Source organism: Limnohabitans sp. (assembly GCF_046052825.1).
GTDB lineage: Bacteria > Pseudomonadota > Gammaproteobacteria > Burkholderiales > Burkholderiaceae_C > Limnohabitans.
Genome location: NZ_JAVLFP010000090.1, coordinates 20,866 through 46,905, shown reverse-complemented (window position 1 = coordinate 46,905; position 26,040 = coordinate 20,866). Strand labels below are relative to the sequence as shown.

Annotated in this window: 29 protein-coding genes; 12 read left to right on the top strand and 17 right to left on the bottom strand. The window is 60.3% G+C overall.

What is annotated here, in order from left to right; all coding sequences use genetic code 11:
* Positions 1-4 precede the first annotated feature (4 nt).
* The 3 genes from rfbA to rfbC are packed head-to-tail and all read left to right on the top strand — an operon-like array spanning position 5 to position 1,868.
* Entirely contained in the window at positions 5-880 is an 876-nt protein-coding gene (gene rfbA / locus ACKWJN_RS14855) for a glucose-1-phosphate thymidylyltransferase RfbA (protein ID WP_408598173.1), read from the top strand.
* An 18-nt stretch (positions 881-898) separates the two neighbouring features.
* Positions 899-1,300 (top strand): type VII toxin-antitoxin system MntA family adenylyltransferase antitoxin, encoded by a 402-nt coding sequence (gene mntA, locus ACKWJN_RS14850; protein WP_408598172.1) that lies wholly within the window; start codon positions 899-901, stop codon positions 1,298-1,300.
* Between the two features lie 16 nt (positions 1,301-1,316).
* Positions 1,317-1,868: a dTDP-4-dehydrorhamnose 3,5-epimerase gene (gene rfbC / locus ACKWJN_RS14845; protein WP_408598170.1), complete on the top strand. Its 552-nt coding sequence runs from the start codon at positions 1,317-1,319 to the stop codon at positions 1,866-1,868.
* 19 nt (positions 1,869-1,887) lie between these two features.
* On the opposite strand, the gene ACKWJN_RS14840 is transcribed toward rfbC, so the two are convergent.
* The 6 genes from ACKWJN_RS14840 to galE form a co-directional block, all read right to left on the bottom strand.
* On the bottom strand, positions 1,888-2,670 hold the full coding sequence (locus ACKWJN_RS14840) for an FkbM family methyltransferase (RefSeq protein WP_408598169.1): 783 nt from the start codon (positions 2,668-2,670) through the stop codon (positions 1,888-1,890).
* Positions 2,671-2,758: 88 nt separating this feature from the next.
* Complete coding sequence (locus ACKWJN_RS14835; RefSeq protein ID WP_408598167.1) at positions 2,759-4,021, bottom strand: hypothetical protein; 1,263 nt, start codon at positions 4,019-4,021, stop codon at positions 2,759-2,761.
* 81 nt (positions 4,022-4,102) lie between these two features.
* Positions 4,103-5,017, bottom strand: a complete 915-nt coding sequence (locus ACKWJN_RS14830) for a glycosyltransferase (protein ID WP_408598165.1) — start codon at positions 5,015-5,017, stop codon at positions 4,103-4,105.
* A complete protein-coding gene (locus ACKWJN_RS14825; RefSeq protein ID WP_408598163.1) occupies positions 5,011-6,087 on the bottom strand; it encodes a glycosyltransferase in 1,077 nt (358 codons plus the stop codon). The genes ACKWJN_RS14830 and ACKWJN_RS14825 overlap by 7 nt, the downstream gene beginning before the upstream one ends.
* A gap of 15 nt (positions 6,088-6,102) precedes the next feature.
* The gene (locus ACKWJN_RS14820) at positions 6,103-8,901 is read right to left on the bottom strand and encodes an exopolysaccharide biosynthesis polyprenyl glycosylphosphotransferase (protein WP_408598161.1); all 2,799 of its coding nucleotides are present in this window, start codon (positions 8,899-8,901) and stop codon (positions 6,103-6,105) included.
* Positions 8,898-9,929: a UDP-glucose 4-epimerase GalE gene (gene galE, locus ACKWJN_RS14815; RefSeq protein ID WP_408598160.1), complete on the bottom strand. Its 1,032-nt coding sequence runs from the start codon at positions 9,927-9,929 to the stop codon at positions 8,898-8,900. Before galE ends, ACKWJN_RS14820 begins: the two co-directional genes overlap by 4 nt.
* Positions 9,930-10,056: 127 nt before the next feature.
* Here galE and ACKWJN_RS14810 point away from each other — a divergent pair, with 127 nt between their 5' ends.
* The 6 genes from ACKWJN_RS14810 (at position 10,057) to ACKWJN_RS14785 (ending at position 14,248) form a co-directional block, all read left to right on the top strand.
* Entirely contained in the window at positions 10,057-10,926 is an 870-nt protein-coding gene (locus tag ACKWJN_RS14810; protein WP_408598158.1) for a hypothetical protein, read from the top strand.
* A gap of 16 nt (positions 10,927-10,942) precedes the next feature.
* Positions 10,943-11,815 carry an acetylglutamate kinase gene (gene argB, locus ACKWJN_RS14805; RefSeq protein ID WP_408598156.1) on the top strand — a complete coding sequence of 291 codons (873 nt, stop codon included), beginning with the start codon at positions 10,943-10,945 and terminating at the stop codon, positions 11,813-11,815.
* Positions 11,816-11,831: 16 nt separating this feature from the next.
* On the top strand, positions 11,832-12,479 hold the full coding sequence (gene slmA, locus ACKWJN_RS14800) for a nucleoid occlusion factor SlmA (protein ID WP_408598155.1): 648 nt from the start codon (positions 11,832-11,834) through the stop codon (positions 12,477-12,479).
* A 134-nt stretch (positions 12,480-12,613) separates the two neighbouring features.
* Positions 12,614-13,477 carry a fumarylacetoacetate hydrolase family protein gene (locus tag ACKWJN_RS14795; RefSeq protein WP_408598154.1) on the top strand — a complete coding sequence of 288 codons (864 nt, stop codon included), beginning with the start codon at positions 12,614-12,616 and terminating at the stop codon, positions 13,475-13,477.
* A gap of 208 nt (positions 13,478-13,685) precedes the next feature.
* Positions 13,686-13,964 carry a type II toxin-antitoxin system RelE/ParE family toxin gene (locus ACKWJN_RS14790; RefSeq protein ID WP_408598153.1) on the top strand — a complete coding sequence of 93 codons (279 nt, stop codon included), beginning with the start codon at positions 13,686-13,688 and terminating at the stop codon, positions 13,962-13,964.
* Positions 13,965-13,972: 8 nt separating this feature from the next.
* Positions 13,973-14,248, top strand: coding sequence for a HigA family addiction module antitoxin (locus tag ACKWJN_RS14785; protein WP_408598151.1), 276 nt, complete (start codon positions 13,973-13,975; stop codon positions 14,246-14,248).
* A gap of 12 nt (positions 14,249-14,260) precedes the next feature.
* Here ACKWJN_RS14785 and ttcA read toward each other — a convergent pair whose 3' ends face one another.
* The 4 genes from ttcA to ACKWJN_RS14765 are packed head-to-tail and all read right to left on the bottom strand — an operon-like array spanning position 14,261 to position 16,851.
* A complete protein-coding gene (ttcA, locus tag ACKWJN_RS14780; protein WP_408598149.1) occupies positions 14,261-15,166 on the bottom strand; it encodes a tRNA 2-thiocytidine(32) synthetase TtcA in 906 nt (301 codons plus the stop codon).
* 43 nt (positions 15,167-15,209) lie between these two features.
* Complete coding sequence (locus tag ACKWJN_RS14775) at positions 15,210-15,584, bottom strand: dihydroneopterin aldolase (RefSeq protein WP_408598147.1); 375 nt, start codon at positions 15,582-15,584, stop codon at positions 15,210-15,212.
* 2 nt (positions 15,585-15,586) lie between these two features.
* Entirely contained in the window at positions 15,587-15,976 is a 390-nt protein-coding gene (locus ACKWJN_RS14770) for a dihydroneopterin aldolase (RefSeq protein ID WP_408598145.1), read from the bottom strand.
* Positions 15,973-16,851: an SDR family oxidoreductase gene (locus ACKWJN_RS14765; protein ID WP_408598143.1), complete on the bottom strand. Its 879-nt coding sequence runs from the start codon at positions 16,849-16,851 to the stop codon at positions 15,973-15,975. The genes ACKWJN_RS14770 and ACKWJN_RS14765 overlap by 4 nt, the downstream gene beginning before the upstream one ends.
* Positions 16,852-16,896: 45 nt before the next feature.
* Between ACKWJN_RS14765 and ACKWJN_RS14760 the strand changes: the two genes are divergently transcribed.
* Positions 16,897-18,033: a class I SAM-dependent methyltransferase gene (locus tag ACKWJN_RS14760; protein WP_408598142.1), complete on the top strand. Its 1,137-nt coding sequence runs from the start codon at positions 16,897-16,899 to the stop codon at positions 18,031-18,033.
* Positions 18,034-18,042: 9 nt separating this feature from the next.
* The gene (locus tag ACKWJN_RS14755) at positions 18,043-18,237 is read left to right on the top strand and encodes a DUF2905 domain-containing protein (RefSeq protein ID WP_408598141.1); all 195 of its coding nucleotides are present in this window, start codon (positions 18,043-18,045) and stop codon (positions 18,235-18,237) included.
* A gap of 549 nt (positions 18,238-18,786) precedes the next feature.
* On the opposite strand, the gene ACKWJN_RS14750 is transcribed toward ACKWJN_RS14755, so the two are convergent.
* The 3 genes from ACKWJN_RS14750 to ACKWJN_RS14740 form a co-directional block, all read right to left on the bottom strand.
* Entirely contained in the window at positions 18,787-20,010 is a 1,224-nt protein-coding gene (locus ACKWJN_RS14750) for a multifunctional CCA addition/repair protein (protein ID WP_408598139.1), read from the bottom strand.
* Positions 20,011-20,047: 37 nt separating this feature from the next.
* The gene (locus tag ACKWJN_RS14745) at positions 20,048-20,743 is read right to left on the bottom strand and encodes a glutathione S-transferase family protein (protein ID WP_408598138.1); all 696 of its coding nucleotides are present in this window, start codon (positions 20,741-20,743) and stop codon (positions 20,048-20,050) included.
* A gap of 89 nt (positions 20,744-20,832) precedes the next feature.
* Complete coding sequence (locus tag ACKWJN_RS14740; protein WP_408598136.1) at positions 20,833-21,753, bottom strand: complex I NDUFA9 subunit family protein; 921 nt, start codon at positions 21,751-21,753, stop codon at positions 20,833-20,835.
* Between the two features lie 74 nt (positions 21,754-21,827).
* Between ACKWJN_RS14740 and tal the strand changes: the two genes are divergently transcribed.
* Complete coding sequence (tal, locus tag ACKWJN_RS14735) at positions 21,828-22,775, top strand: transaldolase (RefSeq protein WP_408598134.1); 948 nt, start codon at positions 21,828-21,830, stop codon at positions 22,773-22,775.
* Here the strand turns inward: tal and hepT are convergent.
* From hepT to groES, 4 genes are all read right to left on the bottom strand, one after another.
* Positions 22,766-23,194: a type VII toxin-antitoxin system HepT family RNase toxin gene (gene hepT, locus ACKWJN_RS14730; protein WP_408598132.1), complete on the bottom strand. Its 429-nt coding sequence runs from the start codon at positions 23,192-23,194 to the stop codon at positions 22,766-22,768. The genes tal and hepT overlap by 10 nt on opposite strands.
* Positions 23,184-23,588, bottom strand: coding sequence for a type VII toxin-antitoxin system MntA family adenylyltransferase antitoxin (gene mntA / locus ACKWJN_RS14725; protein ID WP_408598130.1), 405 nt, complete (start codon positions 23,586-23,588; stop codon positions 23,184-23,186). The genes hepT and mntA (ACKWJN_RS14725) overlap by 11 nt, the downstream gene beginning before the upstream one ends.
* A gap of 195 nt (positions 23,589-23,783) precedes the next feature.
* Positions 23,784-25,433, bottom strand: a complete 1,650-nt coding sequence (groL, locus tag ACKWJN_RS14720; RefSeq protein ID WP_408598128.1) for a chaperonin GroEL — start codon at positions 25,431-25,433, stop codon at positions 23,784-23,786.
* 22 nt (positions 25,434-25,455) lie between these two features.
* Positions 25,456-25,743, bottom strand: coding sequence for a co-chaperone GroES (groES, locus tag ACKWJN_RS14715; RefSeq protein ID WP_100148011.1), 288 nt, complete (start codon positions 25,741-25,743; stop codon positions 25,456-25,458).
* Between the last annotated feature and the right edge of the window lie 297 nt (positions 25,744-26,040).

Here is a 26,040-nt window from a genome sequence, read left to right as displayed (position 1 = left end):
CACCATGCAAAAAAACAGAAAAGGCATCATCTTGGCGGGCGGCTCTGGGACCCGCCTGTATCCGGTCACGCAAGCGGTCAGCAAGCAGCTCATGCCGGTGTATGACAAGCCGATGATTTATTACCCCCTCACCACGCTCATGCTCAGCGGCATTCGCGAGGTGTTGGTGATCTCTACACCGCAAGACACGCCGCGTTTTGCGGAGCTGCTGGGCGACGGCAGCCAGTGGGGCATGCACATCGAGTATGCGGTGCAACCCAGCCCCGATGGGCTGGCCCAGGCCTTCATCATTGGCAAACACTTTGTGGGTGACCACCCCAGCGCTTTGGTGTTGGGCGACAACATTTTTTATGGCCACGATTTGGTCAAGCAACTGCACCGCGCCGACCAGCGCAGCAGCGGCGCCTCGGTGTTTGCCTATCATGTGCACGACCCAGAGCGCTATGGCGTGGTGGAGTTCGATGCAGAGTTTCGTGCCCTGAGCATTGAAGAAAAACCCAAGAGTCCCAAATCTAACTACGCGGTGACCGGCTTGTATTTTTACGACGAGCAGGTGTGCGACATTGCCGCAGCCGTGAAGCCCTCCCACCGTGGCGAGCTTGAAATCACCGACGTCAACAAACGCTACCTGGAGTTGGCGCAACTCCACGTTGAAATCATGGGGCGTGGGTATGCGTGGCTAGACACCGGCACCCACGAGAGCTTGATGGAAGCAGCCAGCTTCATCGCCACCTTGCAAAAGCGCCAAGGTTTGATGGTGGCGTGCCCAGAAGAAATTGTCTTCACCCAACAATGGATCGACGCAACCCAGCTCAACAAGCTGGCGGCCCCGCTGGCCAAAAATGGCTACGGTCAGTACCTGCTGGGTTTGTTGAAATAAGTCCTGCTTGCATTCAAGATGAACTCGTCCACACACGTCTCCATCCTTGAGCGTTTGAAGTTGCTGCTTCAAGCCCTGCCGGACTTGGAGTTTGCCGTGTTGGTGGGCAGTCAAGCCAATGGCACGGCCACGGCACAAAGCGATTGGGACTTGGCTTTGCGTTGGCGCAAAGACATCGCTGCGATGGATCAACTGATGTTGAGTGAAAAGCTCAAGCAGTCGATCCAGCAAGACATTGGCGTGCATCCCGATCAAGTCGACATCATCGACATGTCACAAGCCAAACTGGCGATGCGTGCTTTGGTCGCACAAGAGGGCGTGGTTCTCAAAGGACAAGACACTCTGCCATGGATGAACTTTTTAACCCTGACTTGGGCTGAACTCGAAGACTTCCATTGGAGAAAAACGCATGCACCTTAAAGCGAAGACATAAACCATGCCCTACCAAGTCACCACCACGCCCATTGACGGCGTTTTGATCTTAGAGCCCAAGGTGTTTGGAGACGCACGCGGCTTCTTTTTTGAGAGCTTCAATGCGCGTGACTTTGCACAAGCCACAGGTTTAGAGCGCACCTTTGTGCAAGACAACCACAGCAAGTCAAGCCTGGGCGTGTTGCGTGGCCTGCATTTTCAGGTCCAGCATCCGCAGGGCAAGTTGGTGCGTGTCACGCAGGGTTCTGTGTTTGATGTGGCTGTGGATATCCGACGCGACTCGAAAACCTTTGGCCAATGGTTTGGCTTGGAGCTGTCGGCAGACAACAAGCGCCAACTGTGGGTGCCCGAGGGTTTGGCGCATGGTTTTTTGGTGACCAGCGAGAGCGCCGAGTTTTTGTACAAAACCACCGACTACTACCACCCCGAGCATGAGCGCAGCTTGTTGTGGAATGACCCAGCCATTGGCATTGACTGGCCCTTGCACCTGCTGTCTGCGCCGCCTTTGTTGGCGGCTAAAGACTCACAAGCCACTTTGTTGTCTGATTTAGATTGAAATCCCGAACTTTTTTGAGTCATAAAGTCAGGATTGACTTAAGAGTTCGGTGACGAATGGCATAGGCTATTTTTTTGAACCAAATGCTCACGTACATGCGTTTCCAAAGTTTGAAATCTTGGGCGAGGGTGGTGGGTGGAATCGGCTCACCTTGCCGGATGTACCAACAGTTTCTGTTGTGTCGCATGGCCAGCACATAGCCATATTTTTTAAGCAGTCTGTGTTTGGTGAGATAGAAGTGCTTGTCTTCTAAGAGGATCAATTTAGGCTTGGTGACCTGCAAATTTGCTCCAAGCAGCACATCGAGTTCGGCGCCTTCTACATCGATCGACAAGAGGTCAATATCTTGAATGTTTTCTTTCGCACAAATATCGCCCAGTGTGTTCGCTGAAATACTGACTTTTTCGAACTCTTGGTAGTTGTGTTCATCCAGGTTGGCTTCCAAACTTGCGTGACCTGTGACCAGTTCATTTCCAAATTTAGGAATCAACAAATCCAGCGTTCCAACTTTGTCGGGCGATGTACACGCACATTCGCACACCACGGACAGGGGACGTTCAAGACGAGCAAGCGCTGCAAGGTATGGAATAGGTTCTATCAGCAGGCCCGTCCACCCAAGCTGGGTTTCTAAATGGTGTGACTGCGATTCGGGTGAGGTGGGATCGTTTGCGCCAACTTCGACAAAAACCCCGCCGCGCTTGTTGCCGAAGTAGTCCCGTATGAGCTGTTTCTCAACGGCTTCGTCCCTTTGAATATGCGGTGGCAACTTGTGGGATGGGCGGTCGTTAGTAGAAGTCTGCATGAACTCAATCTTTCAAGTTGGGGCGGGCATTAACTTGAAGCATCTTACGATGTCAAAGCGAGAAATATAGGGTTTCGTGCTGGCGCGCTCAGCGCAAGCGCGCCATCCACACCGACAAGCCCAATAGCCCCACCGCACTGACCCCCGCAAAGGCGGCGATGTGCTCAGACGCCTCCAGTGTTGAATGGGTGAGCAAGGGCCACACCAGCACCCCGGCTTGTACGCCCGCCAACGCCATGCAGGCCCACGAGTAGCGGGCGGCCGATTGGGTCTGAAACGGCCGATGGCTGAAGGCCGCTGAGGCGCAGGCTGCCGCCTGCCAACAGGCCACGGGCAACAGGTACGCCCATACGCCCGTCCAACGCGCGTCCAGCCACGCCCACGCCAGCGCCAAGGCGCACACAAGGCTCAACGCCGCCACGCCTGCAATGGCAGCCAACGCCAGAGCCCAAGCGGTGGTGTGTGACTGTGAAGGGGGCTGGCATGTGCCCGGTGTCCATGGGCCATTGGCCAGCACCACCTGCGCCCAGGCCATGTGCACCAGGGCGGGCACAAAGCCCAACACGCGCAACAGGGCGGTCATCCATCCGGTGTCTTGCGCGCCGTAGAGTCGTTGCCAGACCACCACCACCAAGGTGGCCAGCAGCGCATCGGTCAGGGTGTGCGCAAAGCGCAGGCGAGTGCTGCGTGGGTCCGATTGCGTGTGGTGTTGAGGGGGGGTGTCTGCAAGCGTGTTGGCCTGTTCGTTGGTTTGATCGCTCGCTTGATCGCGCTCTTTTTTTTGCCACGCGGGCAGCAACCCCATAGCACCCAGCCCATAACCCAGCACGGCAGACAACACCAGCGTGGGCCCACTCCATCCCATCCACGCACCCCACAGCGCAGCCGAGGCCGCCGTCACAGGCGGTAGCACGCGCACCGCCGCTTGTTGCCAGGGCGTGCCCACGCGCAACATGAAGCTTTGCGCCAGGGTCCAGCCCATTTGGCTCAGGGCCAAGAGCAACACCCACAAGAGCGCGGGCCTGATGCTCAGCTCACTCAATCGGACGGCGACCGTCGCCACAGGCACGAGCCACAAACCGCGCAGCAGGCAGGCACGCCAAGCGCTGCGCAGCGCGGCGTGTGGTGGCACATGCGCGTTGGCCAGCAAGCTCAAGGGTGCTTGGGCCAGTGCCAGCGTCATCCAGAAGAAGCCAATTTGACTCAGCAGCGAGAACTCGCCCACCTCTTGCGGCGTGAACAAGCGCAGCATCAGCAGGGCAAATACCACCTGGCTGGCAAACGCCACCAAGCTGGCCAGAGCCACGGTGCGGCTGTTGGCGGGTAGCTTGAAAAGGTGAAGCAAGCGCATGGTGTGTCAGAGGTGTGTGACTGTGGGGCGTGTGACTGTGGAGGCTAGGTTGCTTGGGGCTTGGAGTGAAGGGCTCAGCGCTCAGTGCCCACCCAGCAGGTGTTGCCACAGCGGTAACTTAGCCAGCACCTGCGGCCAGGCCAAGGCTTGCACATCCGGCACTTGGTAGGGAAACGCTTCCAAGGCTTCACCAAAGTTGGTTTCCCAGCTGTCGGGCTCGTCGCGCAGCAGCAAGAAGTTGCCTTGGTGTTGCGCTGCAAAGTAGCGCACCCAGGCGTAGTCGTTGCTCACCACGGGCAAGCCCACTGCGCAGTACTCCAGCAGCTTGGTGGAGGTCTGTTGGTTGTAGGGCGCCACATTGCCCACCAGGTTCAAGCCAAAGCGAGCCCGGCGCAAGTGCATGGGCACGTCGGCATGCGCCACGCGCCCCGTGCAGGTGACCGACTCGGGCAGCAAGACGTGCAGCGCCTCGGGCACCTCGCCCACCAGCAACAAGCGCCGTCCTGCCGCGTGGATGCTCTGCAACAAAGGCACAAACGGCAACAGTCGTCCCATCTCACCCAAATACACCACATCGAATTCAGGTGCAGGCAGGTCACGGCGCGTAGCTGCCTCTAAGAAGTGAGGCGCGACACCCATGTCTCGCAAGGTGCTGGGCACGCCAGCGCCAAAACCCATGCGCTCTCGCACCCAGCCATTTTGGTAAATCCTGAAATCGGGCTTGGGTTGGCTCCAGCGCTTGAGCTGGTCCTTGAGCCACGCGTGCGGGGGCACCGAGGCGGAGGTGTACTCGTGCACTTGAAACGCACGGCGCAGGCGCCAGGCCTCGCGGTGGGGCACACGCCCGCAGATCCACCACACCACTTCGGCCGAGTTGGGCACGGTTGTGCCGCTTTCGTGCATCAGCGCGTGGTGGCCACGCGCTTGCAAAAACGCGGCGTAAGCGTCGAGCTCGGGCAGGTACGCCGGGCCGTTGCGCACAAAGTGAATCAGCATGCCAGGAGCACCTCTTGCCAGGCTTGTCTGAAAGCGGGCAGGTTGTGGCGCGCCACGATGCGCGCCATGTCGCCTTGAACTTGTTCGGGGGGCAGGCTGAGCACCGTCATCACCGCCTCGGCCAGTGCCACGGGCGCGTCGCCGCGTGCGAGCAGGTAGGGCGCGTCGCGGTCAAACAACTCGCGCATGGCGGGGATGGGCAGGGCCACACAGGGCACGCCGCAGGCCAGCGACTCCAAGGCCGTCATGGGGCAGCCCTCGTAGCGTGAGGTCAAGAGCGTGATCTCCCACGGCCTGTACAAGCTCGCTCCCCAAGGGTGTTTGCCTAAAAAGTGCAGCCGCCCTTGCATCAGCAAGTCCATGCCTTGGTGCGACAGGTGGCGGTGCAGCGGGCCCTCGCCCACGAGAGCGAGTTGCGCCTCGTCGGGCAAAAAGCGCAGCGTGTCGAGCAGCAGGCCGGGGCGCTTTTCAGCAGACAAGCGGCCCACGTAGCCAACCAGGAGTGGCGGGATGCCGCTGTCGCCGCCGTGGCCCGCGTGCACATGGATGGCTTGCCCAGCAGGCAGGGGCGCGAGGGCATTGGCAATGACGTGGCTACGCTGGGTGGGTTTGAGTTGTTTGAGGAATCCCAGCAGCGAGTTTTCGCTGGTGCGCGAGACCGAGACAAAGTGGTCTACCTGGGCGTACACCTGCCGCAGCCAGAATTTTTTCAGCACCGAGGCGTGGGCTTCTTGGAGCACGTCTTGCAAGGGGCCATGGACCCAACTCACCAGCGGTGTGCCGCTCAAGGCTTTGAGGGCGACGCCGCAGTAAGTGGGGCCAAAGTTGTGGCTGGCCACGATGACGTCGTGCTGCTGGGCGGCGCGCACCAAGGTGCGCCAAGGGGTTTGCCGCCAGGGCAAGGTGGTGACTTGGAAGTTGGCGTTGGCGTAGATGTTGCCCTGGGCACCATGGCCCCCATCCGAATCACCGGCCTCGCCCAAAGCGTGATGCAAGGTCTGGGTCATGGTGGCCACGCCGCCCCAGCCCGGTTCTTGCAAGATCAGCACGCGACGCACGGGTTGAGTCAAAGGCCGGGTCCTGGTTCAGCGGGCACCAAAGCCGGTGAGCACGGTGCGCACGGTTTTGACCGCAATCAGCAAGTCCAGTGCGAGCGAGTAGTGGGCCACGTAATACAAGTCGTAGCTCAGCTTGACGCGCGTGCTGTCGGCGCTGTCGGCGTAGCCTTGTTGCACCTGGGCCCAACCGGTCAGGCCCGGGCGCACCAAGTGGCGGTAGGGGTAGCTGGGCATGTGGGCTGCAAACTCGCGCACAAAAGGGGCTTGCTCGGGACGCGGGCCAATCAAGCTCATCTGGCCCCACAGCACGTTCCACAGTTGGGGCAATTCATCCAGCCGCGTGCGGCGAATGAAGTGGCCGATGCGGGTGATGCGTGGGTCGTCGCTTTGGGCAAAGACAGGGGTGGGCGCCGCCTCAGCATGCACCATGCTGCGAAACTTCCACAACCGAAACGCTTGGCCATAGCGCCCGATGCGGGTTTGCGAATACAGCGCCGGACCCGCCGAGTCCCAGCGCACCGCCAAGCCCACTGCCAGTGCCAGGGGCAGCCACAGGGGCGCGAACACCAGCACCAAGCTCAGGTCCATCCAGCGCTTGAGGCGGTCGTAGCCGGGGTCGTTGTCGATCTCCCAGAGGCTGTCTTCGCTGTCTTGGGTGTGGGGCAGCATCTTGCGCCCACTCACCAACTCGGCCACCGCTTGCACGCTGTACAGGCGCAGGTGTTGCATCTTGAGTTGGCTCAGCCAGCGGGTGCGCTCAGGCGTTTGGGGCACGTGGCGGTCCAGCACCACGCCGTCGCAAGCGGGCAGCGCCACGCTCTCGCGCACATCCCACGCTTGCAGCGTGATGGCGCGTGGGTCCAGCGCCTGTGGCAACAGGCACTGCGCCAGTTGGGCCGGCACGTTGGGGTCCACATGCACCAGGTGCAGTGCGCGCTGCCCCACCCGGCGGCGGTAGCCCCACCACAGCCACAGTGTGGTCACCGCATAGGCCCAGACCACCGCTGCCCGGGAATACGGGTGCTGCAAGAGGGCAAAGCCCAGCGGTGTGAACAAAAACGGCGCCGAGGTGGACACCCACAGCACGCCGCTGCGCTCGGCCAAAGGCAGGTGCGAGGCGCGCATGAGCAACTGCGCTGCCACCGCATAGGGCAGGGCGCACCACCACAAGGTGTCGGCAAACTGGTAGGTCACAACGCCGAAGCTCTCGAGCCCGTGGGCCAGCAGCAAGCTCGGCAGCAACAGCCAAGCGCCCCACAGCGTCCAGTTTTGCAAGGCGTCGCGTCGGCGCACGGTGGCCGAAACCAAGGCAGAGCCCAGCGTGGTGCTGGGGCGCGAGGTGGCAAAGTCTTCGCTCAGGCACTGGCGGTACACCGCCATCACGCGCTCGGCCATGTCTTCGCGGGTGAACTGGGCTTCAAAGCGCAGTTGCGCGGCCTGCCCCAAACGTTGGCGCAGCGCGGGGTCTTGCGCCAGCCGCAGCAGCTGGTGCGCCACGGCTTGTTCGGTGTTGGCCACCAGCAAGCCTTCATGGCCGTGCATGATTTGCTCGCGCAGGCCAGGCAGGTCGCTGGCCAGCACCGGCAGGCCCGCGCGCATGGCTTCGAGCACGGTGATGGGCATGCCCTCATGGTCCGACAGCAGCACAAACAGGGCGTGCTGGGGCAGCAACTCGGCGACTTGGGCCACGTCGCCGGCCCAAGTGACCTGCTGCAAACCCAGCTGCGCGGCCAGGGCCTGGTGTTGGGCCAGCAGGGGGCCGTCGCCGGCAAAGGTCACGGGCAGTTCAGCCCCCAGCCAGTCGCGCACTTTGGCCAAGGCGCGCAGCAGCAGGTCGTGCCGTTTGGGCGACTTCATGCGCGCAACCATGATCAGGCGCGGCAAGTCATGGGCTGGCGTGGGCGCTAGGGATGTGGCTGCGGGCAAGCGCGCAATGCCGTTGGCAATCACATGCACGCGCTGCTGTGCAATCGGCAGTTGGTGGGCCAAGGCCCGCTCGAAGGCCGAGACGCAAATCATTTGCGTGGTCCAGCCTGACAAGGCGCGTTCAGCCCAGGCTGCCAAGGTGCGACGCAACCACGGAATTTCGGGCTTGAAGCCAAAGCCATGCACGGTGTAGACCACCGGGCGAGCGGTGCGCTGGCACGCCAGGCGCGCGGCCAGGCCGGCAATGGCGCTGTGGGCATGGATCAAGTCGGGCGGGCGCGCTTCAATCAGCGCGATCAATTGCTGCACCGCAGGCCACAAGCGCCAAGGGAGCATCGACTCGACCATCGCGGGCATGGGGCACACGCGCACGCCCAACGCCAGCAACTGTTGGCCCAGCACCGAGTCTTCGGGCGGGCCACCAATCACCACCGTGAAGTTGACTTGCGCATGCAAGGCTTCGCACAGGGCCAGCACATGGCTTTGCGCGCCGCCTGCTTCGCCTTTGGTGATGACCAACATCACGTGGGGTTTGTGCGCGCGTGGGTGATGGGGAGGGGTGTCTTGCACTTGCGTTGCCGCCAGAAGCGATCTAGCCCATGGGCTGTTGCGCCGAGGTGCATTTGGCAAGCTTGGGGAGAAGCTGGGCGCAGGAGCGGACAAAGGAACGGGCAAAGGAGCTGGCACAAGATCGGGTGCAAGATCTGGCAGTGCTTCGGGTTGCGCGCCTGTGGGGGCCGCAGCCAAGGCTGCATTGGGCGTGGCAACTGAAGGCGTGTCAGGCGACTTTGGCGCGAGTTTGACGCGAGGCTTGGGCGCCTCGGGCGCGGGAGTTTTTAGAGCAGGCGCAGGCAGCTCGTCGCCAAACAAAGACAGGTTGGCGTCGTCACGTGTGCTCATAGGGGGGTGTCAAAGCCTTGCGGGTTCATCGACTGCCAGCGCCATGCGTCGGCGCACATGCGGTCCAGGCTCAGCTCGGTTTGCCAGTTCAGCAGCGCTTTGGCCAAGCTCGGGTCTGCCAAGCACTGGGCCACGTCGCCGGGGCGGCGTGCCACCACCCGGTGTGCAATGGGCACACCATTGACGCGGGCAAAGGTGTCGACCATCTGCTGCACGCTCACGCCTTGGCCCGTGCCCAGGTTTACGGTCAACAGCTGTGGGGTGTCCGACGCTCCCAAGGCTTTCAAGGCGGCCAGGTGGCCTTGGGCCAAGTCCATCACATGCAGGTAGTCGCGCACACCCGTGCCGTCGGGGGTGGCGTAGTCGTTGCCAAAAATTTGCAGCGCGTCGCGCTGGCCCAGCGCCACTTGGGTGATGTAGGGCATGAGGTTGTTGGGAATGCCGTTGGGCGCTTCGCCCAACAGGCCACTCTCGTGGGCGCCCACTGGGTTGAAGTAACGCAAGATGGCGATGCGCCAGCGCGGGTCCGCACTGTGCAGCTCCCGCAGCGCGTCTTCGCACATCAGTTTGCTGCGGCCATAGGGGTTGGTCGCGGTCAGTGGGGCGCTCTCAGCGATGGGCACCACGGCCGGGTCGCCGTACACCGTGGCCGATGAGCTGAAAACGATGCGCCGCACCTGGGCGCGTTCCATGGCTTGCAGCAAGCTCAAGGTGCCACTGACGTTGTTGTCGAGGTAGCGCAGGGGTTGCGCGACCGACTCGCCCACGGCTTTGAGCCCAGCAAAGTGCACCACCCCCTCAAAGGCGTGGCGCGCAAAGAGGGCGTCCAGGGCTTGGGCATCGCGGATGTCGGCTTGCACAAATTCGAGCGGTGTGACGCCTAAGCGCGCCAGTCGATCAAGCACTTTGGGGCTGCTGTTGCACAGGTTGTCCAAGATGACGACGGGCACACCGGCCTGCGCCAGCACCAGCGCGGTGTGCGAGCCAATGAAACCGGTGCCGCCTGTGATCAAAATGGGGGGGTGCATGGCGCAATTATCGTCTGCCCCACCGGGGCAGATGGCGTCCTAGAATAGAGCCAGCTTGGGCGGTGCACAGGGTTAGTCCACCGCTCAAGCCGGTTTAATTTTTAGTTTTTTCTTTTTTAGTGATTCCATGAAACGCCAACACTCTTCCCCATCGGGCGCGCACCACGGCGCCGAATCTTGTATTGCATTGATCGATGCCCGTTTTTTGGCATGGTTGCAAGGCCAAACCGAAGCCGCGCAAGACAACACCCGCCAGCACCTGCACACCCTGTTGGGCCACACCTTGGCGCACAACGGGCTTGAGCTGAACCTGCGCCGCATTTATTGGTACAGCGACAGCTCCGACGAGCAAGTGCTAGACGCCCAAATCAGCCGTGCCGTGTTGCCCCACAGCCAAGACGGTGGCTTGTCCATCTTGCGCGCCCTGGGCGCTGACCTCAAACGCTTGTCCGAGCGCGGTGCCTGCCAGCACATTCTGGTGGGCAGCGACGACGAGAGACTGATCAGCCTCATCGATGAAGCCCAACTGCACGGCGTGGCGGTGCACCTGCTGGCCGATGAGGCCTCGCGCAACATGGCGCAGTTGCAACGTGACGATTCGGGTTGGGCGCGCTTGCTCTCGCAAGCAGACCACCGCGTGGTGTTGGCCGCACAAAGCGTGCGCGAAGGCGCACAACCCCGCCATGGCAATGCGCCAGTTCACGCCGCCCCTGCGGCCGACCCCGAGCAGCTGCGCGAGCAACTCAACACAGTGATTCAAACTTGGTGGACCGAAGAGCCCGAAGACTTGCGCGAAGAGTTGCGCGAAGAACTGCAAAACACACGCGGCATTCCGCAAGAGGTGGACCGCCAGTTGCTCTTGGGTGTGCGCCGGGTGCTGGAGCGCGCTCTGAGCTTCCAAGAGAAAAAACTGTTGCGCGAGATGGTGCGTGACCTGGTGCTGGGCCCACAGGCTGCAGCGGCCAACACGTTGCCCCCCGGTGACCACATGAACTGAACTTCGGAGTTTTGACATGAGCACTTTGAACCCCGCCGACATCCTGGCCCAAGCCCTGCCCTACATCCGCAAATTTCATGGCAAGACCTTGGTCATCAAGTACGGCGGCAACGCCATGACCGACCCCTTGCTGCAGCAGGCGTTTGCCGAAGACGTGGTGTTGCTCAAGTTGGTGGGCATGAACCCGGTGGTGGTGCACGGGGGAGGCCCACAAATTGAAACCGCCTTGAAGCGTTTGGGCAAAACAGGCGAGTTTGTGCAAGGCATGCGCGTGACCGACGCCGAAACCATGGAAGTGGTGGAGTGGGTCTTGGGCGGCGAGGTGCAACAAGACATCGTGGGGCTGATCAACCAAGCCGGGGGCAAGGCCGTGGGCTTGACCGGGCGCGACGGCGCCATGATCCGTGCGCAAAAACTGGTGCTGCACGACAGCCAAGATCCGAACAAAGAATACGACGTGGGGCAGGTGGGTGACATCGTCAGCATCGACCCCAGCGTGGTCAAGGCCTTGCAAGACGACGCCTTCATCCCCGTCATCAGCCCGATTGGCTACGGCGAAAACAACGAGAGTTACAACATCAACGCCGACGTGGTGGCCGCCAAACTGGCCACCGTGCTGCAAGCCGAAAAGTTGTTGATGCTCACCAACATCCCGGGCGTGCTCGACAAGCAAGGCCAGTTGTTGCCAGAGTTGACACCCCGTCGCATCGACGAGTTGGTGGCAGACGGCACCATCAGCGGGGGCATGTTGCCCAAGATCAGTGGTGCCTTGGACGCGGCCAAGAGCGGCGTGAATGCGGTGCACATCATCGACGGTCGGGTGCCGCACGCCATGCTGCTGGAGATCTTGACCGAGCAGGCCTTCGGCACCATGATCAGGTCGCACTAACTTTTGAAGGCTGCCCATGTCTCAAGCCGATTCATCTGACGCTGTTTCACCGGATGACGATCCAGCCGCGACGCTGACCCCCGGTCGCAAGCGCATGAAGCCCGGCGAGCGGCGCGCGCAGATTTTGCAGACCCTGGCCGCCATGTTGGAGCAGCCAGGCGCCGAGCGCATCACCACGGCATCCTTGGCGGCCAAGATCGAGGTGAGTGAGGCGGCGTTGTACCGCCACTTTGCCAGCAAGGCGCAGATGTTTGAGGGGTTGATTGACTTCATCGAGAGCAGCTTGTTCACCCTGATCAACCAAATTGCCGAGCGTGAAGGTGACGGCGCCGACAAAGCCGCACGCATGGTCATGGTGCTGTTGCAGTTTGGTGAAAAAAATCCCGGCATGGCCCGTGTCATGGTGGGTGACGCCTTGGTGTTTGAGCATGAGCGTTTGCACCAGCGCATGAACCAGTTGTTTGACCGCATCGAGTCGGCCTTGCGCCAAGTGCTGCGTGCCGCGGCCCAAGCGCGCCACTCATCCACGCCCAGTGCTGACGCGCAGGTGCGTGCATCGGCCTTGGTGGCGCTGGCCTTGGGCCAATTGCAGCGCTTCACCCGCTCGGGCTTCAAGCGCTCCCCGCTGGAGCACCTCGAGCCCGCGCTTGCTTTGCTGGTGTAACTTGCCTTGCATGCGCGCTCATGCGCTTTGTCGCCCATGCGTAAAAAGCCTGGCGTGCTAGGCGCCATAATCCGCCCGCACCCTCTACCAGCGCACGAGCGCTTTGAATGAATTTTTAACCTGAAAGGCAACCCATGAAATTGGTTCGTTATGGCAACCCCGGCAAAGAAAAACCCGGTTTGATCGACGCCGATGGCAAGCTGCGCGACCTGAGCGCGGTCATTCCCGACTTGCTGCCCCAGTACCTCGGCGACGCCACCATGGCCAAGCTGCGCCGCCTCAAAACCGCGTCGCTGCCATTGGTCAAAGGCAAGCCCCGTCTGGGTTCTCCCGTGGCGGGTGTGGGCAAGTTCGTGGCCATTGGCTTGAACTACGCCGACCATGCGGCAGAAGCCGGCATGGCCTTGCCCAAAGAGCCTGTGGTGTTCCTAAAGCCCACCAGCTGCATCCAAGGTCCCAACGACGACGTGATGTTGCCCAAGGGTTCCGTCAAGTCTGACTGGGAAGTTGAACTCGGCATCGTGATCGGTACCACCGCGCGTTATGTGTCGCAAAAAAGCGCACTCGACCACGTGGCCGGCTACACCTTGATCAACGACGTCAGCGAGCGCGAGTTTCAACTCGAGCGCGGCGGCACTTGGGACAAGGGCAAGTGTTGCGACACCTTCGGCCCCATCGGTCCTTGGTTGGTGACACGTGATGACGTGCCCAACCCCCAGAAGCTCGACATTTGGTTGGACGTTAACGGCCAACGCATGCAGTCGGGCAACACCAAGACCATGGTCTTTGGTGCGGCCAAGTTGGTGAGCTACGTGAGCCAGTTCATGACCCTGTACCCCGGCGACGTGATTGCCACCGGCACACCTGCTGGCGTGGGCTTAGGTCAAAAGAAAGACGGCAAACCCGCTCCTATCTTCTTGAAGCGCGGCGACGTGATGACGCTGGGCATTGAAGGCCTGGGCGTGCAAACGCAAAAAGTCGTGGCGTTCAAGCTGTAATTTTTCTCGTTAGAAAAACCATGCACGGATTGCGCCAAGCGCTTTAATCTGTTTGAAAAATGAGCCTCGCAGAGAATTTTTCTGCGAGGCTCATCGCATTTGTGAGTCTTATTTTTGATTGAACTCGATTTGAAAATGTCTCGCCGCTGTGAATGGATCCCCAAGAGTTTTTTATCGTTTGATGCGCCACGCGCTACAATAAATCCGAATGATCAAAAGTTTTCGTCACAAAGGACTGCAGCGCTTTTTTGAAACTGGCAGCAAGTCAGGAATACAGGCCGCACATGCGACCAAGTTGCGCTTGCAACTTGCGGCTTTGGATCAAGCGGTCAAACCTGAAGATCTTTCGGCACCTTCTTGGGCACTGCACCCTTTGAAGGGTGAACTGAAAGGTCATTGGGCTCTTACCGTCAACGGCAACTGGCGCATGGTGTTCTATTTTGACGGGGTGGATGCCGTGCTGGTCGATTACAGGGATTACCACTGAGGTTCAACATGACTCGAATGCACAACCCGCCTCATCCTGGCGAAATTCTCCGGGAGTATTTGGGCGATATCACGGTGACACAAGCCGCAGTCAAGCTGGGCGTCAATCGCGTGACCTTATCACGCTTAGTGACAGGCTCGTCGGGTGTTTCTGCAGACATGGCCTATCGTTTAGGTGAAGCTTTCGGCACCAGTCCTGAGTTGTGGGCAGGTATGCAATTGCAGTACGACCTGTACCAAGCCGGCAAGTTGAAGCGTCCTCGAATCGATCGATTGGCCGCATAGCCCAAAGGCGTGTCAGTCCGCCAGCGTGACCACTTGCAATCCAGGCAATTTGGGCATTGCAAACTCTTCATGGTCAAAGGCCTTGTCGCCGTCATCCGACGCTACACCCGTGGTCACCAAGCCTTTGAAGTCAAACTTCGAGTGGTCTAGGAGGTGTGAGGGCACCACGTTTTGCAGCGCGGCAAACATGTTTTCAATGCGACCCGGAAACTTCTTTTCCCACTCGCGCAGCATCTCGCCCACCACCTGGCGTTGCAAGCCGTCTTGGCTGCCGCACAGCGTGCAAGGGATGATGGGGAACTGGCGGTGTGCCGCCCAGCGCACCAGGTCTTTCTCGCTCACATAGGCCATGGGGCGAATCACCATGTGGTCGCCGCCGTCGCTCACCAGTTTGGGCGGCATGCTTTTGAGCTTGCCGCCAAAGAACATGTTCAAAAAGAAGGTTTGCAAAATGTCATCGCGGTGGTGGCCCAGCGCAATTTTGTTGCAGCCCAACTCGCCCGCCACGCGGTACAAAATGCCCCGGCGCAAACGGCTGCACAGGCTGCACATGGTTTTGCCTTCGGGAATTTTGTCTTTCACGATCGAGTAGGTGTCTTGCGTTTCAATGCGAAACGGCACGCCGACTTCGGTCAGGTATTTGGGCAGCACATCCGCCGGAAAACCAGGTTGCTTTTGGTCCAGGTTGACGGCAATCAACTCAAAGCGGATGGGCGCGCGCGCTTGCATCTTGAGCAAGATGTCGAGCATGCCGTAGCTGTCTTTGCCGCCTGACATGCAGACCATGATCTTGTCGCCCTCTTCGATCATGTTGTAGTCGACGATGGCTTGACCCACCTGACGGCACAAGCGTTTTTCCAGCTTGTGGGTCTCGTGTTCGATCTTGATGTGTTGGGGGTCTTTGGTAGCGGTGGTCATGGTGTGCGTGCGTTGAGGGCAGGGCGGGAAGCGTGTGGCGCCCTTAGCTCCATTGTCCTGTTTCCATGCGGATCGCCACTTCGCAGTCGTCAAAAATTTCGAGCTTGGCAATTTTCACCCGCACGCCCAGCACGCCGGGCAACTGCATCAGGCGGTGGGCCAGTTTGCCAATCAAGCTCTCCAGCAGGTTGACGTGTTCGGCGGTGCATTCGGTGATGATGATCTGGCGCACCTTGCGGTAGTCGAGCACGTGGCCAATGTCGTCGTCGTGTGGCATCAGGGGTTGGGTGCCGAGATTGAGTTCGGCATCCACCTGAATGGGTTGTGGATCGGTTTTTTCGTGTTCCAAGATGCCTAGGTTGGCATCAAAGCGCAAGCCGGTGAGGGTGAGGATTTGGGTGCCTTTGGAGAGCGCCATGGTCACAGCACTCCGGGTTTGGCACGAAAGGCCTCCACGCCGACGGCTTCGCAGTCGGGGTAGACATCGGGTTTGCGGGTGGACACGCGGGCGGCCAACACGCCCGTGTGTTCGAGCAGGTGGTTCAAGATGTCGTCGCACAAGGTTTCTTGCAAACCGATGTGGCCCTTGGCAATGCGGCCATGCACCACGGCACGCACAAAGTCGTAGTCCACCACTTCGTCGATGCGGTCGTCTTTGGGGCGGGTGCCTTCGAACGACACGTACAAGTCCACGTCGATGACGATGCGCTGCGGCGCGAGTTGTTCAAAGTCGTGCACGCCAATCTGGGCTTGCACGGTCAGGCCGCGCAAAAACAAGCGGCGGCAGGTGAGCAGTAAGGTGTCGTTCATGGTTTGAAAAGTTCCTCGACCACAAACATGATGTCGCGCGCGAGCGGCACCAAGTGTTGGCCGTTGTCCACCCGCACAGTGGTGCCGGTGATGCTGGGGTTGTTGGCCAGAAACACCACCGTGTGGGCGACATCGGCTGGGGCAATGGGTTGGCGCAGCAGGTTGGCCTGGGCTGCGCGGTCAAAGTTGTCTTGCGATTGGGGGCCGCTCAGGTACATCAACCCAGGTGCTACCGCGTTGACGCGCAAGGTGGGGGCCAGCGACTGCGCTTGCAAACTCACTGCACGCTCGAGCGCGAGCTTGGACAGCGTGTACGAAAAATAGTCGGGGTTGAGGTTGAACACTTTTTGGTCGAGCACGTGCACCACGCTCGGAGCGGCCAAGCGTGAGGCAAGGTGCGCGCTGTGCTGAATGCTTGGCTTTGCATCTGCGGTGTTGGGCGTCAAAGCGCTGGCGGGAGCCAGAGGCTCACCGGTTGGCGCTGCGCCATGGCCGTGCAAAGCCGCCAACCACTTGCCAAAACGCATGGGTGCCATGAGGTTGATTTTGAGTTGGGCCACGGCTTGGGCCTCGTCAAAGTCGCTGCCCTCGTCGGGCACAAACAAAGAGGCGTTGTTGACGATGCAGCGCAGTTGTGTGCCGGTGGTGGCGACGGTGGTGTCAAAGATGTGTTGGCAGCTGGCTTCGTCTTCCAGCTCTCCGGCCACGGCCAGGGCTTGCACGCCCATGGCCCGCAGTTCGTCACACAAGGCCTGAGCGGCGTCGGCGGAGCGGTTGTAGTGGCACGCCACGTTCCAGCCCGCGCGTGCGAAGGCCAAGCCGGTTTCACGGCCCAGACGGACGCTGCCGCCCGTGATGAGTGCCCAAGAGGTCATGTGTGTGGTGAGGCGGTAGGATGCGCGCCAAGATTCGGTAGAACCATGGATTCTCACAAATTTTCTGAAGACCCCGCGCAACGCGCCCTCTATGCCCTGATTCAACGTGCCATTGCCAAGGCGGGCGGTTGGCTGGGCTTTGACCGTTTCATGGCGCTGGCGCTGTATGCGCCGGGCTTGGGTTACTACGCCAACGACCTGCGCAAGTTCGGCACCACGCCTAAGAGCGGCAGCGATTTTGTGACCGCCCCCGAAATGTCGCCCTGGTTTGGCCGCACCCTGTCCCACGCGGTGCGCGAGGCGCTGGCGGTGACGGGAACCGACGAAGTGTGGGAGTTTGGTGCGGGCTCCGGCGCGCTGGCGCTGCAACTGCTCGACACTCTGGGCGACGCTGTGCAGCGCTACACCATCGTCGATTTGTCGGGCAGCCTGCGCGCCCGCCAGCAAGCTTGCCTGCACGCGCATGCCGGTAAGGTGCACTGGGCGGACGCCTTGCCTGAGCAATTGAGTGGCGTGGTGGTGGGCAACGAGGTGCTCGACGCCATGCCGGTGCAGCTGCTGGTGCGCACCCAAGGTGTGTGGCACGAGCGCGGCGTGGTGTGGACGGGTGACGCGGCCCAGCCCTTGCAGTGGCAAGACCGTGTGACCGAGCTGTGCCCGCCTTGCGAGGTAGAGGGCGCGCACGATTACCTGACCGAGGTTCACACCCAGGCCGAAGCCTTTGTGCGCACCCTGGCCGACCGCATGAACGCCAGCGTGACCGCAGGCGGCAAAGGCGGTGCGGCGTTTTTGATCGACTACGGGTTTCCCGAGCACGAGTACTTTCACCCCCAACGTCACATGGGCACTTTGATGTGCCACCAGTTGCACAAGGCCGACCCTGACCCGCTGCACGATGTAGGGGCCAAAGACATCACGGCGCACGTGAACTTCACCGGTGTGGCCATGGCCGGGCAAGACGCGGGCTTGCATGTGTTGGGCTACACCAGCCAAGCGCATTTTTTGATCAACAGCGGTTTGTTGCCCCCGCTGGTGGATGCGCCTTTGTCTGAAAAGGCGATGGCGCAAAAGCTGATCACCGAGCACGAGATGGGCGAGCTGTTCAAGGTGATTGCTTTTGGCACGGGCGAGCCTTGGGAGCCCATGGGTTTTGCCCAGGGCGACCGCAGCCACACGCTTTAAGGACCTTGTATGTACCGTTGGCTGTTGGTGGTGTTTTTGGCGCTGTTGTTGATCAACAGCGTGACGCCGTGGTTGCAAAAACTCGGCTTTGGGCGCTTGCCGGGGGACATTCGGTTTCGCCTCTTTGGGCGTGAGATTTTTATTCCGCTCACGTCGACCATCATTCTCAGCGTTGTGTGTGCGTTGATATCGAAGGTGATTTGAACTGCCCTTCGGTGTCAAACGCCGAGGGCTGTACCTGCTCTGCTCCTACGCCGCTGCGCGGCTCAATGTCGCTGACGCAGGCACACCCTCACCGTTTGACGCGGTGTGTTGTTGCTGTGGGTCTGTGTTGATTCGGGCTTCTCTGCTGTGTCAAACGCCGAGGGCTGTACCTGCTCTACTCCTACGCCGCTTGGCGCGGCTCAATGTCGCTGACGCAGGCACACCCTCACCGTTTGACGCGGGGTGTTGTTGCTGTGGGTCTGTGTTGATTCGGGCTTCTCTGCTGTGTCAAACGCCGAGGGCTGTACCTGCTCTGCTGCTACGCCGCTTGGCGCGGCTCGATGTCGCTGACGCAGGCACAACCCTCGACGTTTGACGCGAGGCGTTGTTTCATGAGCGGCAAGCACCGAAGTGGCAAGGGTGGTGACCGCGGCAGCGACATTGAGCCGCGCAGCGGCGTAGGAGCAGAGCGGTTGCCGCTCTTGCCGCTTCGATGCGTCTCACTTCAATCGCAAGAGATCAAGAGAGCAAGAGTAAGAACGAAAAGAACTAAAGCGCCAACGAAATGGCGCTCAAACGCGCAGCATCCAAACGCGCACCGACAGCAGGGCCGCTCAGCCCCTCTTGCAAGGCCTGTGCACTGACGGACGCGCTGTCCACCGACAACGCCGCTTGCAGCAAACCCGTCAAACGTGCGCGCTGCGGGTAGTCGTCCTGCTCGCGCCCCAAGCGCCCACGGGCATCGCACTCGCACGCTTGCAAGGCCAGCGCAAAACGTTCGGGCCGACGCAGCGCATCACAGCGCTGTAGCAAACGCAAGACCGCTTGCGCCCCCAAACTCTGGCTTTGGTGGATGTTGCCGTGCTCACGCGCCACCACCTCGGCCAGGGCTTTGCACTCCACCGGCACCCGCCAGCGTTCGCACACGGCCAGCAGCAGTTTGGCGCTGCGCTGCTCGTGGCCGATGTGGCGTGGCAAGACGTCCGCTGGCGTGGTGCCTTTGCCCAAGTCGTGGCACAAGCAGGCAAAGCGCACGTCGAGTGGGGCTTGGGCCAAGGCGCTTTGGTCGAGCACCATTTCCAGGTGAATGCCGGTGTCGATTTCGGGGTGGTGTTCTGCGCGTTGGGGTACGCCGTAGAGGCGGTCCACCTCCGGCAAGAGGCGCTTCAAAGCCCCGCACTGGCGCAGCACCTGCAACATGCGCGAGGGGCGCGCGGCCATCAGGCCACGGGCGAGTTCTTGCCACACGCGCTCGCTCACCAGCGCGTCTACCTCGCCCTCGTCCACCATCTCACGCATGAGTTGCAAGGTTTCGGGGGCCACCGCAAAGTCGGCAAAGCGCGCGGCAAAGCGTGCCAAGCGCAAGATGCGCACGGGGTCTTCGCGAAACGCATCGGTCACATGGCGCAGCACCTTGGCTTGCACATCGCGTTGGCCACCAAACGGGTCGGTCAGCGCGCCTGTGTCGGGGTCTTGGGCAATGGCGTTGATGGTGAGGTCGCGGCGGGCCAGGTCTTCTTCCAGCGTCACCTCGGGCGCGGCATGCACGGCAAAGCCACGGTAGCCGCGTGCGGTTTTGCGTTCGGTGCGTGCCAAGGCATGTTCTTCGCGCGTGGTGGGGTGCAAGAAGACCGGAAAGTCGCGCCCAACTGGCTCGAAACCCTGGGCCACCAGAGCCTCGGGTGTGCTGCCCACCACCACCCAGTCGCGGTCGGCCCCAGGGTGCCCCAACAGGGCATCGCGCACGGCACCGCCAACCAAGTATGTTTTCATGGCGCGAGTGTAAAACGCGCGCTGGCGGGGCTGCGCTTCAGGCTTGACGGTAGGGCTCTTCAAAGGCCCGAAAGTCGTGCTCGGCCAGGGCTTGCTGCATCCACGCGGCCACACCGGGCAATGCCACCACGCGTGCGATGTAGGCCTGCACCTCGGCGGGCACAGGCAGCGCGTAGGTGCGGATGCGCATGCAGACCGGCGCAAAGTAGGCGTCGGCGATGCTGAATTCGCCAAACAGCAGGGGGCCTCCATCGCTTTGTAGCAAGTCTTGCCACATGTCTGTGATGCGTTGCAGGTCTTGTTGCAGCCCCACATGTTCGTGCATCAAGCGTGCGCCGACGTCGGGCAGATGGGCTTCGATGTTCATGGGACACAGCGAGCGCAAGTGGCCAAAACCGGCGTGCATTTCGGCACACAGGCTGCGCGCATGGGCGCGTGCAATGCGGTTTTCCGGCCACAGGTGCAGCGCTGGGTAGGTTTCGGCCAGGTATTCGCAGATGGCCAGCGTGTCCCAAATGGGTTGACCGCCTGTGAGTTGGTCGTCCACCAGCACGGGGACTTTGCCCACGGGGCTGACCGCTTGCAGGGTGTGCTTGAACGCAGAGTCAGGTTCAAAGCTGTCAAAGCGCACACGCTGTTCGGTGAAGGCAATGCCTGCTTGCGTCATCAACACCCAAGGTCGCATCGACCATGAGGAGTAGTTTTTGTTGCCAATGATGAGGGTGAGTGCCATGAAGAACGCCCCGTGGTGAAGAGCCTACGATGTTGTCACAGGCGGTGTGTCAAAAGCAGGGCCGTGGACACATCTTCTTGAAGCGGGTCTCATGGCGCCGCCGAAGGAAACACACTGGCCAGTGCCTTTGGCTGAGGGATGCCCAAAGCCTCTAGGCCATCCAGGCGACCGCTGGCGACGTTGTCGACTTGCATGGACGCCAAGTTGTCGCGGCTCATGAGGGTGGGTCCGGGCGCGAGTTCCATCAGCAAGGCTTGTAGCCAACCCGCAGCGTAGGGCAATGGGAGCACGGGACGCGGGTGGCCCGTCCAGCGGCCGGCACACTGCACCAACTCAGCCAGGGTGAAGACCTCAGGGCCGCAGGCCTCATAGCCCTGGCCGATGGTGCGTGCGTCTTGCAGGCAATGCACCACGGCACGCGCCACGTCTTGCACCCACACGGGTTGAAAACGCGCATGGCTGCCAGCCAAGGGCATCACAGGAAAGATGTGTTGCAAGCGGGCAAACAGGTTGATGAATTGGTCGTCCTCACCAAAGATCACGCTGGGTCGCAGCAGCGTCAACTGCAAACCTGATTTTTCGGCGGCCGACATCAGGGCCAGTTCGCCTCGGGCCTTGCTGCGCAAGTACATCGAGGGGCCTTGCACATCGGCGCCCAAGGCGCTGATATGGACCAAGCGCGCCACCTTGGCCGCTTGGCAGGCTTTGGCGATCAGGGTGGGCAGGGTGACATGCACGCGTTCAAACGTATCTTCGTTGCCATGCAAGATGGCCACCAGGTTGACCACCGCGTCGTGGCCGCGCACCAAGGCGTTGAGTTCGCGCGGTTCATGCACATTGGCTTGCACCACCGACACGCCAGGAAACATTTGCACGCTGCGTGCCGGCAAGCGGCGTGTGGGCACGGTGATGCGCCAACCCAAACGTGAGAGTGCTTCGCAGACATGGCGGCCCACAAATCCGGAGCCGCCCAAAACCAAAACGCGTTGCTGAGTTGAGTGTGTGTTCATGGCGCCACTGTAGCCCGTGATGGCGACCTGGGTGCATACAAGGGTTGTGTTGTGCGGCATGGATAATTCTGGGCATGAACCAACTCAACGCACTCAAACAATTCACCACCGTGGTGGCCGACACGGGCGACTTCAAGCAGTTGAGCGCTTTTCAGCCGCAAGACGCCACCACCAACCCTTCGCTGATTTTGAAGGCGGTGCAAAAGCCCGAGTACCTGCCGCTCTTGAAAGACACCGTGGCGGCGCACGGCAAAGAGCCCATGGATGTGCAGATTGACCGCTTGCTGGTGCGCTTTGGTTGCGAAATCTTGGCCACCATTCCCGGGCGCGTGTCGACCGAGGTGGACGCCCGCCTGAGCTTTGACACCGCAGCCACCACCGCGCGTGCCCGGCGCATCATGGCTTTGTATGAGGCGGCAGGCGTGAAGCGCGAACGTGTGCTGATCAAGATTGCGTCCACTTGGGAAGGCATCCAGGCGGCAGCTGAGTTGGAGCGCGAGGGCATTCGCACCAACCTGACCTTGCTGTTCTCGTTTGACCAAGCGGTGGCCTGTGGCGACGCCAAGGTGCAGTTGATCTCTCCCTTTGTGGGCCGCATTTACGACTGGTACAAAAAGTCGGCTGGCGCGGCTTGGGTCGAGTCTGACAACGCCACGGCCAATGATCCTGGCGTGAAGTCCGTCCGTGCGATTTACAACCACTACAAGCGCCATGGCATTGCCACGGAGGTGATGGGCGCGAGCTTTCGCAATGTGGGCCAAATCACCGCCTTGGCGGGGTGTGACTTGCTCACCATCGCGCCTGAGTTGCTGACGCAATTGAGTGCCGCCAACGAGCCCTTGGTGCGCACCCTAGAGCCTCACGCCGCCCAGCAGATGGACTTGCCTGAGGTGCATCACAGCGAAGCGTCGTTCCGCTTTGCCTTGAACGAAGACGCCATGGCCACCGAAAAATTGGCCGAAGGCATTCGCGCGTTTTGTGTCGACGCCGTCAAGCTCGAAGCCTTGATGCATCAAGGCTGATCGCTGGGGATATCTCTCAGCAGGACCTGTCGGGTGAAGGCGGTGAATTCATCCAGATGGTGGGTGATGATGTTGACCGTGATCGGCAGTTGCAGCGCTTGGTCTTCGTGCACAGCGACGTTGCGAAACCCAACCATGCGTTTCATCGACTCGGCCAAGGCCTCATCCACCCAACTGGCCTGAGCCAAGAGCGTGAACACATCTCTGGCGCTTTGCGGCAAACCCAACGATTCACGTCGAATGATGTGTTGCCCCATGTCGAGCACGGCCTCACAGGCGCGTTGGATGTTCAGGATGGCGGCATCTTGCCGAGTAAAGTTTTTGGCAAACCCGTCAGGGTCGGCTGCGTATTCTTCGCGCGCACGTGCTACGCAGCGCTCAATGGCGGCGGCTTTGTTCAACAACACGTCATCGGCCATAGACAGCGCCCCGTTGCACCACGTCACGGACCAGTCCGTGTCGGGCTTGGTCTAAGTAAATTTTTTCACTCAGCATCGCGGCTTCAAAAAGTCCCGCCTGTACATCCTTGGCCCACCAGCGCACACCCTGCGTGAGAATTTGGTGCTGCATGACTGTGCTGCTTGCGCGCATGTCTAAAAGATCGACATGGCAGTGCGCCAGGTCTGCCACGGCACCTGCCAATTCAAAGAGTTGCAAAGGGTCGGCATAGCCTTCCACCAAGACGGCCAAATCCAGATCGCTCTGTGCGTTGGCATGACGCCCTTCGTCTTTGATGCGACTGCCAAAGGCGTACACAGCCATCAGCGCAGGTAGGCGCTGTTGCAGCAGAGCAATGATGTGCCGAGAGTCCATCGGGCTATTGTGTCGCAACGCAGAAGCGAAAAAAAACCTCGCAAAAATTGCGAGGTTTTTTGATGGGTTGTGTCAAAGCACCCGAAGCTACTTCGACGCAGCATGAGGTGCCAGACCAAGGCGCGGGGGCGTAGGCAGTGGCATCGCCACGACAAGCCCCTGCAACGCCGGTATGGCGCCTCAGGCAAGGAGCAATTACATGCCCATGCCGCCCATGCCGCCCATCCCACCCATGTCAGGCATACCGCCGCCAGCGCCAGACTCTTCTTTCGGAGCTTCAGACACCATGCACTCGGTGGTCAACATCAAGCTGGCCACAGACGCTGCGTTTTGCAGCGCAGTGCGGGTCACTTTCGTTGGGTCCAAGATGCCCATTTCGATCATGTCGCCATAGGTGTCGTTGGCAGCGTTGAAGCCGTAGTTGCCTTTGCCAGCCAACACCGCGTTGACGACCACGGAGGGTTCGCCACCGGCGTTGTACACGATCTCGCGCAGAGGCGCTTCGATGGCTTTCAACACCAGCTTGATGCCGGCGTCTTGGTCAGCGTTGTCACCTTTGATGGTGCCAGCAGCTTGACGGGCACGCAGCAGAGCCACGCCACCACCAGCCACGATGCCTTCTTCCACAGCAGCGCGGGTGGCGTGCAGGGCGTCTTCCACGCGGGCTTTTTTCTCTTTCATTTCGACTTCGGTGGCAGCGCCAACCTTGATCACGGCAACACCGCCAGCCAACTTGGCCACGCGCTCTTGCAGTTTTTCGCGGTCGTAGTCAGAAGTGGCTTCTTCGATTTGCACGCGCACTTGTTTGACGCGGGCTTCGATGTCAGCAGCAGCACCTGCACCGTCGATGATGATGGTGTTTTCTTTGCCCACTTCGATGCGCTTGGCTTGGCCCAGATCTGCCAAGGTCACTTTTTCGAGTGTCAGGCCGACTTCTTCAGCGATCACTTTGCCGCCGGTCAAGATGGCGATGTCTTCCAACATGGCTTTGCGACGGTCACCAAAGCCAGGCGCCTTGACAGCCACAACTTTCAAGATGCCACGGATGGTGTTGACCACCAAAGTTGCCAAGGCTTCGCCTTCGACTTCTTCGGCAATGATCAACAAAGGACGGCCGGCTTTTGCCACAGCTTCCAAGGTGGGCAACAAGTCGCGGATGTTGCTGATTTTCTTGTCGAACAACAACACGAAGGGGTTGTCCAACAAAGCAGCTTGCTTCTCAGGGTTGTTGATGAAGTAGGGCGACAGGTAGCCGCGGTCGAATTGCATGCCTTCCACCACGTCGAGTTCGTTGTTCAACGACTTGCCGTCTTCCACGGTGATGACGCCTTCTTTGCCCACTTTTTCCATGGCGTTGGCGATGATTTCACCAATGCTGTGGTCGCTGTTGGCAGAGATCGAACCGACTTGGGCGATTTCTTTGCTGGTGGTGGTGGCCTTGGTGGCCTTCTTGAGTTCTTCGATCAAAGCCGTCACTGCTTTGTCGATGCCGCGCTTGAGGTCCATGGGGTTCATGCCTGCGGCCACGTACTTCATGCCTTCGCGCACGATGGCTTGAGCCAGCACGGTGGCGGTGGTGGTGCCGTCGCCAGCGTTGTCAGAAGTCTTGGAAGCAACTTCCTTGACCATCTGCGCGCCCATGTTTTGCAACTTGTCTTTGAGTTCGATTTCTTTGGCCACGGACACACCGTCCTTGGTCACGGTGGGGGCGCCGAACGAGCGCTCGAGCACCACGTTGCGACCCTTAGGGCCCAAAGTCACTTTGACCGCGTTGGCCAAAATGTTCACGCCTTCAACCATGCGTGCGCGGGCTTCGCCGCCGAAAATTACGTCTTTTGCTGCCATTTTGAATTCTCCAGATATTTGATTAGGCGACCACGGCGAAGAGGTCTTCTTCTTTCATGACCAACAGTTCTTCACCGTCAACTTTGACGGTTTGGCCGCTGTACTTGCCGAACAACACGCGCTCGCCAACTTTGACGTTCATGGCGAGCAACTCGCCTTTGTCGTTTTTCTTACCTGGGCCAACGGCCAGGATTTCGCCTTGATCGGGCTTTTCAGCAGCGGAATCAGGGATCACGATGCCAGAAGCGGTTTTTGTTTCGCTTTCGATACGTTTAACGATCACGCGATCGCCGAGAGGACGAAGTTTCATTGCATCTCCAAATTGGAACTAAAGGATTGAAATAACCTGGTGTCTGGCCACGCATTGTTAGCACTCGACCCCATTGAGTGCTAATTTTAGGGCATGTCTGTGACATTTCAAGGGCAAGTTAAGTTTCAAGGTCAATTCAAATGAAGTTTTTGAGCTGGCTTTGAGTGTGTGTGTGTGCTTTGCCTCGGTGTTTTCCCGCGAATGTTGAATTTTGTGTTGACGCGCAAGGCCGCCTCTTTCACACTGCATTTGAGTAACGGCGTTACCAATTTTTGAGACCGGCAAGATCAACCAACT